Here is a 12,075-nt window from a genome sequence, read left to right as displayed (position 1 = left end):
GTCATCGACGGCCCGCGAGGACGGCCGCGGTTACCGGCGGGTATGTGACACTCACGACCATGCAGCGCGAGATCTTCGACGACGAACACGACGCGTTCCGCGACCTGTGCCGGACCTTCATCGCGAAGGAGGTCACCCCGCACCACGAGCAGTGGGAGGACGACGGCCAGGTCGACCGGGCGGTCTGGACGGCGGCCGGTGCGGCCGGCCTGCTCGGGACCGCGGTGCCCGAGGAGTACGGCGGCGGCGGCGTCGACGACTTCCGCTACAACGCGATCCTCGCCGAGGAGATCGTCGCCGCCGGGGCCAGCGGGATCGGCTTCCCGCTGCACAACGACGTCGTGCAGCCCTACCTGCTGCGACTGTGCACCGAGGAGCAGAAGCAGCGCTGGCTGCCCGGCTTCTGCTCCGGTGAGCTGATCACCGCGATCGCCATGACCGAGCCGGGCACCGGCTCGGACCTGCAGGGCATCGCCACCAACGCCCGCCGCGACGGCGACGACTGGATCCTCAACGGCTCCAAGACGTTCATCACCAACGGCATCCTCGCCGACCTGGTGATCGTCGTCGCCAAGACCGACCCGGACGCCAAGCACCTCGGCTTCACCCTGTTCGTGGTGGAGCGCGGGATGGAGGGCTTCGAGCGCGGCCGCCGCCTGAAGAAGGTCGGCATGAAGGCCCAGGACACCGCGGAGCTGAGCTTCACCGACGTCCGCGTGCCCGACGCCAACCGGCTCGGCGAGGTCGGCCAGGGGTTCATCTACCTCATGCAGAACCTCGCGCAGGAACGGCTCTCGATCGCCGTCGCCTCGGTGGCGGGCGCCGAGGCCGCCGTGCGGATGACGCTGGAGTACACCAAGGAGCGCAAGGCCTTCGGCCGCCCGGTGGCGAACTTCCAGAACACCCGCTTCGAGCTCGCCGAGATGGACACCGAGGTGTCCATCGCGCGGGTCTTCGTGGACCGCTGCATCACCGAGCACAACGGCGAGGGCGAGCTGTCCGTGCCCGACGCGGCCAAGGCCAAGTGGTGGTGCTCGGACCTGCAGAACCGCGTCGTCGACCGCTGCGTGCAGCTGCACGGCGGCTACGGCTACATGCTGGAGTACCCGATCGCCCGCGCGTTCGTGGACTCCCGCGTGCAGGCGATCTACGGCGGCACCAACGAGATCATGAAGGAGATCGTCGGCCGGTCGCTCATCGGCTGACCGTCCCCGCCGCCCGTGGGCGGTTCCCGGTGGCGCGGCGCCGGGAACCGCTCACGAGCGCGCCAGTGCCTGCTCCAGGTCGGCGACGAGGTCGCGCGGGTCCTCCAGGCCCACCGACAGGCGCAGGTGGCCCAGGCGGCGGAACTCCGGCGGGAAGTGCGCAGCCCGCCCGGACGAGCCCGCACCGACGTGCACGACCAGCGACTCGTCGTGGCCCAGCGACACCGCCGAGGTGATGATCCGCAGGGCCGCGACGAACCGGTTCTGGCGCTCCGGCGGGCCGTCGAGCGCGAAGGCGAGCATGCCGCCGTAGCCGCCGTCGAGGGTGCGGGACGCGAGCTCGTGCTGGGGGTGCGACGCCAGCCCCGGGTAGGCGACGTACGCGACCTCCGGGCGGGTCTCCAGGTACTCTGCGACCTGCTGCGCGCCCGCGCAGTGCGCGCGCATCCGCATCGGCAGGGTCACCGCGCCGCGGGCGATCAGCCAGGCGTTGAACGGGCTGATCACCCCGCCGGCGTCGACCATCGCGTCGGCCCGGATCCGCTCGACGAGCTCGCGGCGCCCCAGCACCGCGCCGCCCATCGCGTCGCCGTGGCCGTTGACGTACTTGGTCAGCGAGTGCACGACGAGGTCGGCGCCGCGTTCGAGCGGGCGCTGCAGCACCGGCGTCGCGAACGTGGCGTCGACGCTGAGCAGCGCCCCGGCCTCGTGCGCGACGGCGGCGACGGCGTCGACGTCGGTGATCCGGGTCGTCGGGTTCGCGGGGGTCTCGACGTGCACCAGCCGGGTCCGCGGGCGGATCGCGGCGCGCACCGCGTCCGGGTCGGAGGAGTCGACCAGGGTCGCGGTGACCCCCCACCGCTGCGGCAGGAGCTCGGTCAGCAGCCGGTGCGTCGCGACGTAGGTGACGTCGGAGCTGACGACGTGGTCGCCGGTGCGCAGGAAGGTGAAGAACACCGCGTGCAGCGCCGCCACCCCGGACGCGAGCGCGACCGCGGCGCAGCCGCCCGGCGTCACGCCCGACGGGTCCTCCAGCGCGACGAGCTTGTCCTCCAGCCAGCCCTGGTTGGCCCCACCGTTGCGGGTGTAGAGCCGGGTCGCGGTGCCCGACCAGTCCAGCTCGGACGGGTCCCCGGGCAGGGCGTAGGAGTTCGCGGCGACGATCGGGCGGCGGATCGCGCCGGTCGCGGGGTCGACGCCGTTGCCGGCGTGCACCGCCCGGGTCGCGAGGTGGACGGGTTCCATGCCCCCGATCCTCCCGCCGCGGGCTCAGCCGCCGGCGACGGCCTCGGGCGCGCGCAGCGACGGACCCGCGTCCGGGACCACCAGCGGTGTGCCGGTCACCGGGTCCGGCAGCACCCGGGCGCGCAGCCCGAACACCTCGGCCAGCAGTTCCTCGGTGACGACCTCGGCCGGCGCGCCGGCGGCGACGATGCGGCCGTCCTTCATCGCGACGAGCCGGTCGGCGTAGCGGGCGGCGAGGTTGAGGTCGTGCAGCACCATGACCACGGTCCGCCCGGCCTCGGTCTGCAGCCGCCGCACCAGCTCCAGCACGTCGACCTGGTGGGCGAGGTCGAGGAAGGTGGTCGGCTCGTCGAGCAGCAGCAGGTCGGTCTCCTGGGCCAGCGCCATCGAGATCCAGGCGCGCTGGCGCTGGCCGCCGGACAGCTCGTCCACCGGACGGTCGGCCAGCTCCGACAGCCCGGTCCAGGCCAGCGCCTCGGCGACGGCGCGCTCGTCGTCGCCGGACCACTGCCGGTACCAGGCCTGGTGCGGGTGCCGCCCGCGGGCGACGAGGTCGCCGACGGTCAGTCCCTCGGGCGCCAGCGGGGACTGGGGCAGGATCCCCAGCACCCGGGCGACGTCCTTGGTGGGGGTGCGGTCGATCCGCTTGCCGTCGAGCAGCACCTGCCCGGTGCGGGCCGGGAGCAGCCGGCCCAGCGCCCGCAGCACGGTGGACTTGCCGCAGCCGTTCGGCCCGATGACCGTGGTGACCTCGCCGGGGCGCACCTCCAGGTCGAGCCCCTCGACGATGGTGCGGTCGCCGTAGCCCAGCGAGACGTCGCGGGCCGCGAGCCGGACGGCCCCCGGTACGGGCTCCCCCGCGGTCGGGGCGGCGGTCCGGTCCTCGGTGTGGGCGCTCATCGGCGGGCCTCCTGGCGGGTGCGGGCGAGCAGGTAGAGCAGGAACGGGGCGCCGAGCACCGCGGTCACGATGCCGACCGGGAGCTCGACGGCGCCCAGCGCGGTGCGGGCGATCAGGTCCGACAGGACGGTCAGCGCCGCCCCGAGCACGAGCGAGACGCCGATCGGCGGGGTCCCGACCCGGCACAGCCGCCGGGCGATCTGCGGGGACACCAGCGCGATGAACGCGATCGGCCCGGCGGCGGCCGTGGCGGCCGAGGCGAGCCCGACGGCGACGAGCAGCAGGGCCGTGCGCGCCCCGTCGACGCGCACGCCCAGGCCGCGGGCGGTGTCGTCGTCGAAGCGCAGCGCGCCCAGCAGGTGCACCAGTACCAGGGCGGCCGGGACGAGCACCGCCATCGCGACCGACAGCGGCACGACCTCGTTCCAGCTGCGGGCGTTGAGGCTGCCGTTGAGCCACACCTGGGCCTGCGCGGCCTGGTAGATCTGGGCCACGGTGAGCAGCCACTGCACGGCCGCGACCAGCACCGCCTGGATCCCGATGCCGATCAGCACCAGCCGGAAGCCCTGGATGCCGCGCCGCCAGGCCAGCACGTAGACCGCGACCGAGGCGAGCAGGCCGCCGGTCAGCGCGGCCAGCGGGATGCCGAGCGAGGCGAACGCGCCGCCCACCCCGGCCGCGCCGCCACCGAGCACGATGACGAACACCGCGGCCGCGCTCGCGCCCCACTGCACGCCGATGATGTCCGGGCTGGCCAGCGGGTTGCGGGCGACGGACTGCAGGATCGCACCGGAGACGGCGAGCGCGCCGCCGACCAGCGCGCCGACCAGGGTCCGGGGCAGCCGCAGCTCCAGCACGACGAGCTGCTGGCCGGCGTCGCCGCCGCCGAACAGCGTCGCCAGCACGTCGGTGATCGCGATCGGGTAGTCGCCGCGGCCCATGTTCACCGCCGCGGCCAGGACCAGGGCGGCCGCGCACGCGCCCAGCACGACCGCGGTGCGCACCCGCAGGACGGCGGAGAAGCGCCCGGCCCGCAGGGCGCGCCGCCCGGGCACGCCCGCCGGGCCGGGCCGGGCGCCGGCGGGCGGGCCCGGCCGGGTGTCGGTCCCGCTGCTCACACGGCCCCCAGCTTGCGCCGGCGCACCAGCGCGATGAAGAACGGTCCGCCGATCAGCGCGACCACGATGCCGACCTGCAGCTCGCCGGGGCGGGCCACCACCCGTCCGACGACGTCGGCGAGCAGCAGCAGCACCGCACCGGCCAGGCCGGACGCGGGCAGCAGCCACCGGTGGTCGGGCCCGGTGAACACCCGCACGACGTGCGGCACGATCAGGCCGAGGAACACGATCGGCCCGCAGGCGGCGGTGGCCGCGCCCGCGAGCAGGGTGATGGCGACGACCCCGACCACCCGGGTGCGGCGCACCGAGTGCCCGAGCGAGGTCGCGACGTCGTCGCCGAGGGACAGCGCGTTGAGCGCCGGCGCGACGGCCAGCGCCAGCACCGCCCCCGCGACGACGAACCAGACGACCTGACCGGCGACGGCCGCGTCGCGCCCGGCGAGCGAACCCACGACCCAGAACCGGTAGGCGTCGAGGCTGGTCTCGTCGAGCAGCACGACCGACGACGTGCCCGCCTGCAGCAGGAACGTCACCGCGGCCCCGGCGAGCGCCAGCGAGACCGGGGTGGCGCCGCCGGGCGCCCGGGTCCCGATCAGGAACACCGCGACGCTGGCGACCAGCGCCCCGGCGAAGGCGAACCAGACGTAGCCGAACAGCGAGCTGACGCCGAAGACGTAGATGCCGATGACCACGAAGAACGCGGCGCCGGCGTTCACGCCGAGCAGCCCGGGGTCGCCGAGCGGGTTGCGGGTGAAGCCCTGCACGAGCGCGCCGGCGAGGCCCAGTGCGATCCCGACCAGGACGCCGAGCAGCGTCCGCGGGATCCGCAGCGAGCGGATCACCACGTCGTTCTCGCTGCCGGTCGGGGCGACGAGCGCGGAGAGCACCTCGTTCGGTGGGATGACCTTGGTGCCGATCGCGATGCTGGCCAGCACCGCGATCAGCAGCGCCGCGGCGAGGGCGGCGAGCCCCAGCAGCCGTCGGCGGCGCGAGGAGCCCCGCGGCGGCGCGGACGCCCCGGACGCTCGTGGTCGGACGCTGGTCGCGTTCACCTCGGCTCACGGCCCCCTGTCCCGACGGTGCCCCCACGGCACGACCCCACCCGACTGGTGGGGCTCCGCTCACCATAAGTGAGGCTGCCCTATGGGGAGAACTCCCCCGTGCGTCACGTCCCGGGCGGCGGGCATCCTCTGCCCGTGGTCCCCGACGCCCCCGCCGCTCCCCCGCGCCCGCGGGTCACCGCGATCATGGTCGGCTCCGCCGACGGCGCCGTCACCGCGGGCGGCGCGGGCTCGGCCGGGCTGTCCACCCCCGCCGACCGGGAGCTGTTCCGGCGGCTGCGCCGCGCCGCGGACGTCGTGCTGGTCGGGGCGGGCACCGCCCGCGACGAGGACTACCGCGGCGTGCGCCCGCGACCGCCCGGCCCGGACGGACGCCCGCCGGGCCCGCCGCCGCCGGTGGCCGTCGTGACCGGCTCGGCCGACCTGGACCCGGGTGCGCGGCTGTTCACCGACACCCTCACCCCGCCGGTGGTGCTGACCACGGCCGCCGCCCCCCGCCACCGCCGCGACGCCCTCGCCGCGGCCGGCGCCGACGTCGTGCTGCTGCCCGGCCTGGGCCCGGCCGCGGTGCTCGCCGCCCTGGGCGGGCGCGGCCACACCTCGGTGCTGTGCGAGGGCGGGCCGACCCTGCTGGGCGCGCTCGTCGCCGCCGACGCGGTCGACGAGCTGCGGCTCACCGTGGTCCCGGTGCTCGTCGGCGGCCCGGCCGGGCGGATCGCGACCGGTCCCGCGCCCGCCCCGGACCCGCGCGCGCTGCGCCTGGCCGGACACGAGGCCGCCCCCGACGGGACGCTGCTGCTGCACTACGTCCGCGCCCGCCACGACCCCCGGCGTGCTCCGAACGGGTGAACTACCGTGAGGCGGCGGCGCCGGTGGGCATCTCACAGGGGACAGCACACGCACGACGACCGCCCCGCACGCCGGGCGCGGTCCGCGAGAGGAGCACCGGATGACCTCCAGCACCCCGGCCACGACCACCACCGCCGCCCCGGCGAACCGACTCGAGACCAACGGCCAGGGCCGCACCACCATCGCCGCCTCGGTCGTGCAGAAGATCGCCGGCATCGCGGCCCGCGAGGTCTCCGGCGTGTACTCGATGGGCTCGGGCGCCTCGCGGGCGTTCGGCGCGCTGCGCGAGCGCATCCCCGGCGGCGGCGCCACCGGCGCGTCGAACATCGCCGGCGTGGCCGTCGAGGTCGGCGAGAAGCAGGCCGCGGTCGACCTGGACCTCGTCGTCGAGTACGGCGTCGCCATCGCCGACCTGGCCTCGGCCGTGCGCCGCAACGTCATCGGCGCGGTCGAGCGGATGACCGGCCTCGAGGTCATCGAGGTCAACATCTCGGTCAACGACATCCACCTCGCCACCGAGGACGACGACCGCGACGAGGTCCCCGCGCCGGTCCCGACCGGCCGCGTCGTGGAGTGAGCGTGCCGCCCGAGACCCCGCGGTCGCCGGCCGCCGTCGTGACCGGGTCCCCCGGCGCGGCGGAGGTCGCGGCGCAGCGGCGTCGCGAGTCCGAGCCCTCGCGCGCCGAGCTCGTCGCCGAGGTCGTGCGCGCGCACCCCTCGGTCGTCCGGCTCGACGGCGGCACCTTCGGCACCGTCGCGACCTGGCTGCCGGGCCGCCGGCTGGTCGGCGTGCACGTCGGCGATCCGGGCGACCCCGTCGAGATCGGGGTGGTGCTGACGCTGGACCGGCCGATCCCGGCTACGGTCGCGGCGCTGCGGGCCACCCTCGCGCCGCTGGTCGACGGGGCACCGGTCGACGTGACGGTCGCCGACGTGGAGGTCCCCTGATCGGAGGTGGGAGCGGATGGACGGACCGGGCTCCGGCGGGCACGCCGGGCTGACCCCCGAGCAGCGCTCGGCGTACCGGGCGTTCGTCCGCACCCACCACCCCGACCGCGGCGGGGACCCCGAGGTCTTCCGCGCCGGGCTGGCGCGCTTCCGCGCGCTGTCCGAGGGGCGCCCCGCCGGACCTGCGCCCGGCCGGGCACCCACGGCCGACGATCGCCGCTACGACGCCCCGATCGAGATCGTGCCCGACCTGCCGCTGCCCACCCGGGTGCTGGTCGCCCTGATCCGCACCATCCGCCGTCGCACGCATCCCCGGGTCGACCGGCCCGGCTGGTTCGACCCCCGCTCGCCCCGTCCCGGAGAGGACACCCCATGAACGCCACCCAGACCGGCCTGCTCGCGGGCCTCCTGCTCGGCATCGCCGGCGCCACCGGCGGCTTCCTCGCCTTCGTCATCACGCTCGTGCTCGGCGCGGTCGGCCTGCTGGTCGGCCGGGTCCTCGACGGCGAGCTGGACGTCTCCGGCCTCGGCCGGGGCCGCGACCGGTGAGCACCCTGCCCGACCCCGCCGACCGCGGGGTCCTCGACGTCGACCCCGCGGTCTTCCGCAAGATCGTCGAGTACGCCGCGGACACCGCACCCGCGACCCGCCACCGCGCGCGCCGGGTCGCCGGTCTCGACGTCGGCGAGTCGGGCCCCAGCGCCCGCGTCACCCGCCGTCCCGGGCCGGCCCGGGGCACCGTGGGCGAGGCCGTCGGCGGGGCGGGCGAGGTCGACGTGCGGCTGCGCGTGACCCTGGTCCACCCGGGGTCGGTGCGCGCCGCCGTCGCCGACATCCGCGAACGCGTCGACGCCGACCTGCGCCGCACCACCGGCCACCGGCTGCGCGGGTTCACCGTCGAGGTCGAGGCCCTGCAGCCCGACGACGACGGCGCCGCGTCCCGCGCCGGATCGGACACCCCCCGCGTGCGGTGAGCACGCCCTGATCGAAGGAGGTCGGACGTCGTGCGTGTCCTGCTCCGCGTCCTCGCACCGCTGGTCAGCCTCGGCGTGGCCGCGCTGGGGGTGCTCCTCGTCGTCGAGGTCGTCGTCGCCTGGGCCGGACGGGTGTCCGGCGCCGGCCTGCTCGTGCCGTGGCGCGACTGGCGCACGACCCTGCAGAACACCCTCTGGACCGCACAGCCGGTCCTCTGGATCGCCGTCGCGGGCATCGTCGCCGGTGCGCTGCTGCTGGCGATCGGCCTGCTCGCGCGCCGCCACGACGTCGCGCTGGACTCCCCGTCGCCGGGCCTGTCCGTGTCGACCGCGCCGCGCGTGCTGGCCCGCCTGGTCGGGACGCGGGTGCGCGCCGCCGACGCGGTGAGCGCGGCGTCGGTGACGGCGTCGGCCGGCTCGGTCGTCGTCCGGGCCCGCGGCCGCGGCGACACCGCCGAGATCCGCGACTCCGCCCGCGCCGCCGCCTCCGGCGTCCTCGACGCCCTGCCCCTGGCGCGCCGCCCGCGCCTGACCGTGCGCGCGACCCCGGACCAGCCGGGCGCGAAGGGAGTGCAGTGAGCATGACCGCCGACACCCCGACCGGCACCCCGACCGGCACCCCGACCGGCACCCCGACCGGCACCCCCGCGACCGTGCCCGCCGCCGCACCGAGCGGCACGCGGCGCGCGGCCCGCACCGCCCGGCGCGCCCGCCACCGCTCCGCGGGCGGCGCCCGCGGCGGGCTGGTCCTGCTGGGTCTGGTCCTACTCGCCGCCGGTGTCCTGACCGTCCTGCTGGTCACCGGGGTGTTCGGGGTGTACCGGCCGCAGCGGCCGGTCCTCGATCCGATGGTCGAGCAGTTCCTGCTGGCCAACGGCACCGCCGCGCGGTTCGTCGCGGTCGTCGCCGGTGTGCTGCTGGTCGTGCTCGGACTGTGGTGGGCCGCGCGCTCGCTGCGCCCGGAGTCCCGCCCGGACCTGGTGCTCGACGGCGGCCCCGGCACGGAGATCCGGATCGGCGCCTCCGCCGCGGCCGACGCCGTCGCCGACGGTGCCGCGGCCCTGCCCGGCGTGAGCCGGGCCCGGGCCCGCATGGTCGGCAGCGTGTCGGCGCCCGCGGTCCGCGCCACCGTCTGGGTCGACGAGGACGCCGCCGACGGCGAGGTGGCCGAGATCTGCCGCCGGCTCGACGCCGAGGTGCTGCCCGGCATCCGCGACGCGCTCGGCCTGGCCGACCTGCCCGTCGCCGTCCGGCTGGAGCTCGACGCCGCGCGCCGGGCCGAGCGCCCCCGGGTCTCCTGACCGCCACCGGTCCCGGGTGACCCGCTTCACAGCGGGCCGGGCCGTCACGGACCGTACGGTCGTCGTCATGAGTGGAGTGCTGGACGGCAGGAAGGCCCTCGTGACCGGGGCGGGCAGCGGGATCGGGGCGGCCGTGGCGCAGCGCCTGGCCGCCGACGGTGCCGAGGTCTACGCGGTCGACCTCGCCGAGGACCGGGTGAAGGCCCTCGCGGCCGACAGCGACGCGATCACCCCGATCGGCTGCGACCTGTCCGACCTCGACGCCGTCGAGCAGCTCCCCTCCGACGTCGACGTCCTGGTCAACAACGCCGGCCGCCAGCACGTGTCCCGGCTGGAGGACTTCGACCCGGACACGTTCTCCTCGATCCTGCGCCTGATGCTCGAGTCGCCGTTCCGGCTGATCCGGCGCTCGCTGCCGCACATGTACGAGCGCGGCTGGGGCCGCGTCGTCAACATCTCCAGCGCGCACGGTCTGCGCGCCTCGCCGTTCAAGTCGGCCTACGTCTCGGCCAAGCACGGCCTGGAGGGCCTGTCCAAGGTCACCGCGCTGGAGGGCGCCGCCCACGGCGTCACCAGCAACTGCATCAACCCGGCCTACGTCCGCACCCCGCTGGTCGAGGCCCAGATCGCCGACCAGGCCCGCACGCACGGCATCTCCGAGGACGAGGTCGTCGAGAAGATCATGCTGACCCCGGTCGCGGTGAAGCGGCTGATCGAGCCCGCCGAGACCGCCGAGCTGGCCGCGCTGCTGTGGGGCCCGGCGTCGGCGTCGATCACCGGCACCTCGCTGTCGCAGGACGGTGGCTGGACCGCCCGCTGACCCGGGGCCACACCCGGGCCACACCGGGGCACTGGCATCGTCTGCGTCCGTGCGGCGGTGGAGTGTGCTCGGGATCCTGCTCACCGCCGTGCTGCTGGTCGCCGGGTGCGCGGTGGGCCCGTCGCAGCGGCCGCCGGTGGCGGTGCGCGGCGAGCTGCTGCCCGCCGCTCCCCCGTCCTCGGCCGCCGGGCCCGCCGCGGACCCGGACCTGCTGCCCGGCTCCGAGCCGGTGCGCACCGGGCCGGGCTTCACCGACTGCACCGCGGACGCGACCGCGGCGCTGGCCGCCGCCGGGACCCCGCTCCCGTCCGGACGCGCGCTGCAGGTCGGCTGCGCCCGGCTCACCGTGCCCGCCGACCGGTCGCGGCCCGACCTCGGCCCGGCCCGGCTCGGCCTGACCCGGGTCACCGCGCCCGGCGCGCCCGCCGACCGTCCCGCGCTGGTCGTGCTGGGCGACACCGGGACCGACGGCTCCGCCCGCGCCGCCGTGACCCTCGCCGGCCGCCTGCCCGCGACGGTGCTCGACCGCTACCAGGTGATCGGCATGGACCGCCGCGGCGCCGGCGAGGACCTGCTCGACTGCGCGCCCGTCGACGCCCGGGTGGCCCTGCTGGACGCGGGCCCGGACCGGCGCGACGAGGCCGCCATGAGCCGGCTGCTGGAGCGGGCGCGCGAGGTCGTGCAGGACTGCAACCTGCTGCTGTCGGGCACCCTGACCAGCTACCGGGCCGCGAGCAGCGCCGACGACCTCGAGTCGCTGCGGGCCACGCTCGGGACCGCCCGGCTCGACGTGTACGCCGTCGGCGACGGCGCCGACGCCGCCGCCGGCTGGGTCGCGGCCCACCCGGGCTCGGCCGGGCGGGTCGTCCTGGACGGTCCCGGCGACCCCACCCTCGACGAGCCCGCCCGCACCGAGGCCACCACGGCCGCCGCCGAGGCCGCCTTCGACTCCTTCGCCGCCGCGTGCACCGCGTCGCCGGCCTGCCCGCTGGGTCCCGACCCCCGCGGCTACGTCGACGAGCTCGTGTACCGGCTCTCCCGCACCGCCCTGCCCGCCGGCGACGGCGACGCGGTCACCGCGGGGGCCGCCCTGCAGGCCGTGCGCTCCCTGCTGGCCCAGCCGGCCCGCTGGCCGGAGCTGCAGTCCGCGCTGGTCGCCGCCGGCGACGGCGACCCGGCCGGCCTGGTCCGCGTCCTGGCGCCGTACGGGGGCCCGCAGGGCCGCTTCGACGCCGTCCTGGCCACCCGCTGCAACGACACCCGGGTCCGGGTCACCCCGGGCGAGGCCGCCGGGCTCGCCGGACAGTGGGTGCAGCGCTTTCCGCTGTTCGGGGTGGGCGCGGCCCAGTCGCTCGTGGCGTGCGGTCCGTGGCCCTCGGGCGGCCCGGTCGCGCCGCCGGGGCCGCAGGGCGCCCCGCCGCCCCCGGTCGTGGTCATCGGGACCGCGCAGGACCCGCGGGCACCGCAGAGCGGGGCCGAGCGGACCGCGTCCCGGCTCGCGACCGGGCGGACGGTGCGCTGGCAGGGCGCCGGCACGGGCGCCTACCCGCGGACCCCCTGCGTCACCGGGGTGGTGGAGCGGGCGCTGGTCGAGGGACGCGCCCCGTCGCAGCCGGTGGTCTGCCCGCCGTAACCGCATGCTCCGTGCGGGTCA

15 protein-coding genes are annotated in these 12,075 nt (G+C 76.7%); 11 read left to right on the top strand and 4 right to left on the bottom strand.

Annotation, left to right across the window (positions count from 1 at the left end):
• The first annotated feature begins 59 nt into the window (after window positions 1–59).
• A complete protein-coding gene (locus WJX68_RS02975; RefSeq protein ID WP_340286004.1) occupies window positions 60–1,205 on the top strand; it encodes an acyl-CoA dehydrogenase family protein in 1,146 nt (381 codons plus the stop codon).
• Window positions 1,206–1,256: 51 nt separating this feature from the next.
• On the opposite strand, the gene WJX68_RS02970 is transcribed toward WJX68_RS02975, so the two are convergent.
• The 4 genes from WJX68_RS02970 to WJX68_RS02955 are packed head-to-tail and all read right to left on the bottom strand — an operon-like array spanning window position 1,257 to window position 5,520.
• The gene (locus WJX68_RS02970) at window positions 1,257–2,450 is read right to left on the bottom strand and encodes a trans-sulfuration enzyme family protein (RefSeq protein ID WP_340286003.1); all 1,194 of its coding nucleotides are present in this window, start codon (window positions 2,448–2,450) and stop codon (window positions 1,257–1,259) included.
• A 24-nt stretch (window positions 2,451–2,474) separates the two neighbouring features.
• Window positions 2,475–3,350 carry an ABC transporter ATP-binding protein gene (locus WJX68_RS02965; protein ID WP_340286002.1) on the bottom strand — a complete coding sequence of 292 codons (876 nt, stop codon included), beginning with the start codon at window positions 3,348–3,350 and terminating at the stop codon, window positions 2,475–2,477.
• Window positions 3,347–4,468, bottom strand: a complete 1,122-nt coding sequence (locus WJX68_RS02960) for a FecCD family ABC transporter permease (RefSeq protein WP_340286001.1) — start codon at window positions 4,466–4,468, stop codon at window positions 3,347–3,349. The genes WJX68_RS02965 and WJX68_RS02960 overlap by 4 nt, the downstream gene beginning before the upstream one ends.
• On the bottom strand, window positions 4,465–5,520 hold the full coding sequence (locus tag WJX68_RS02955; RefSeq protein WP_340286000.1) for a FecCD family ABC transporter permease: 1,056 nt from the start codon (window positions 5,518–5,520) through the stop codon (window positions 4,465–4,467). The genes WJX68_RS02960 and WJX68_RS02955 overlap by 4 nt, the downstream gene beginning before the upstream one ends.
• 144 nt (window positions 5,521–5,664) lie before the next feature.
• On the opposite strand from WJX68_RS02955, the gene WJX68_RS02950 reads away from it, so the two are divergent.
• The 10 genes from WJX68_RS02950 (at window position 5,665) to WJX68_RS02905 (ending at window position 12,054) form a co-directional block, all read left to right on the top strand.
• Complete coding sequence (locus WJX68_RS02950) at window positions 5,665–6,378, top strand: dihydrofolate reductase family protein (protein ID WP_340285999.1); 714 nt, start codon at window positions 5,665–5,667, stop codon at window positions 6,376–6,378.
• Between the two features lie 100 nt (window positions 6,379–6,478).
• Window positions 6,479–6,955, top strand: a complete 477-nt coding sequence (locus WJX68_RS02945; protein WP_340285998.1) for an Asp23/Gls24 family envelope stress response protein — start codon at window positions 6,479–6,481, stop codon at window positions 6,953–6,955.
• A gap of 2 nt (window positions 6,956–6,957) precedes the next feature.
• Window positions 6,958–7,326, top strand: coding sequence for a hypothetical protein (locus tag WJX68_RS02940; RefSeq protein WP_340285997.1), 369 nt, complete (start codon window positions 6,958–6,960; stop codon window positions 7,324–7,326).
• A 16-nt stretch (window positions 7,327–7,342) separates the two neighbouring features.
• A complete protein-coding gene (locus WJX68_RS02935) occupies window positions 7,343–7,702 on the top strand; it encodes a hypothetical protein (RefSeq protein ID WP_340285996.1) in 360 nt (119 codons plus the stop codon).
• The gene (locus WJX68_RS02930) at window positions 7,699–7,875 is read left to right on the top strand and encodes a hypothetical protein (protein WP_340285995.1); all 177 of its coding nucleotides are present in this window, start codon (window positions 7,699–7,701) and stop codon (window positions 7,873–7,875) included. Before WJX68_RS02935 ends, WJX68_RS02930 begins: the two co-directional genes overlap by 4 nt.
• Window positions 7,872–8,300 (top strand): hypothetical protein, encoded by a 429-nt coding sequence (locus tag WJX68_RS02925; RefSeq protein ID WP_340285994.1) that lies wholly within the window; start codon window positions 7,872–7,874, stop codon window positions 8,298–8,300. Before WJX68_RS02930 ends, WJX68_RS02925 begins: the two co-directional genes overlap by 4 nt.
• Window positions 8,301–8,330: 30 nt before the next feature.
• Window positions 8,331–8,879: a DUF6286 domain-containing protein gene (locus WJX68_RS02920; protein WP_340285993.1), complete on the top strand. Its 549-nt coding sequence runs from the start codon at window positions 8,331–8,333 to the stop codon at window positions 8,877–8,879.
• 2 nt (window positions 8,880–8,881) lie between these two features.
• Complete coding sequence (locus WJX68_RS02915; protein ID WP_340285992.1) at window positions 8,882–9,601, top strand: alkaline shock response membrane anchor protein AmaP; 720 nt, start codon at window positions 8,882–8,884, stop codon at window positions 9,599–9,601.
• Window positions 9,602–9,668: 67 nt separating this feature from the next.
• Window positions 9,669–10,421 (top strand): 3-hydroxybutyrate dehydrogenase, encoded by a 753-nt coding sequence (locus tag WJX68_RS02910; protein ID WP_340285991.1) that lies wholly within the window; start codon window positions 9,669–9,671, stop codon window positions 10,419–10,421.
• Window positions 10,422–10,470: 49 nt separating this feature from the next.
• Complete coding sequence (locus WJX68_RS02905; protein WP_340285990.1) at window positions 10,471–12,054, top strand: alpha/beta hydrolase; 1,584 nt, start codon at window positions 10,471–10,473, stop codon at window positions 12,052–12,054.
• Window positions 12,055–12,075 lie beyond the last annotated feature (21 nt).

Source organism: Pseudonocardia spirodelae, from assembly GCF_037727765.1.
GTDB classification, from domain to species: Bacteria; Actinomycetota; Actinomycetes; order Mycobacteriales; family Pseudonocardiaceae; genus Pseudonocardia; species Pseudonocardia spirodelae.
This window is presented reverse-complemented; position numbering and strand designations above follow the sequence as displayed.

What these genes read in the sequence shown, in the direction of transcription:
- WJX68_RS02945 (WP_340285998.1), top strand. Translation starts at nt 6,479, where the DNA reads ATGACCTCCAGCACCCCGGCCACGACCACCACCGCCGCCCCGGCGAAC.
- WJX68_RS02910 (WP_340285991.1), top strand. Translation starts at nt 9,669, where the DNA reads ATGAGTGGAGTGCTGGACGGCAGGAAGGCCCTCGTGACCGGGGCGGGC.
- WJX68_RS02975 (WP_340286004.1), top strand. Translation starts at nt 60, where the DNA reads ATGCAGCGCGAGATCTTCGACGACGAACACGACGCGTTCCGCGACCTG.
- WJX68_RS02970 (WP_340286003.1), bottom strand. Translation starts at nt 2,450, where the DNA reads ATGGAACCCGTCCACCTCGCGACCCGGGCGGTGCACGCCGGCAACGGC.
- WJX68_RS02915 (WP_340285992.1), top strand. Translation starts at nt 8,882, where the DNA reads ATGACCGCCGACACCCCGACCGGCACCCCGACCGGCACCCCGACCGGC.
- WJX68_RS02935 (WP_340285996.1), top strand. Translation starts at nt 7,343, where the DNA reads ATGGACGGACCGGGCTCCGGCGGGCACGCCGGGCTGACCCCCGAGCAG.
- WJX68_RS02965 (WP_340286002.1), bottom strand. Translation starts at nt 3,350, where the DNA reads ATGAGCGCCCACACCGAGGACCGGACCGCCGCCCCGACCGCGGGGGAG.
- WJX68_RS02930 (WP_340285995.1), top strand. Translation starts at nt 7,699, where the DNA reads ATGAACGCCACCCAGACCGGCCTGCTCGCGGGCCTCCTGCTCGGCATC.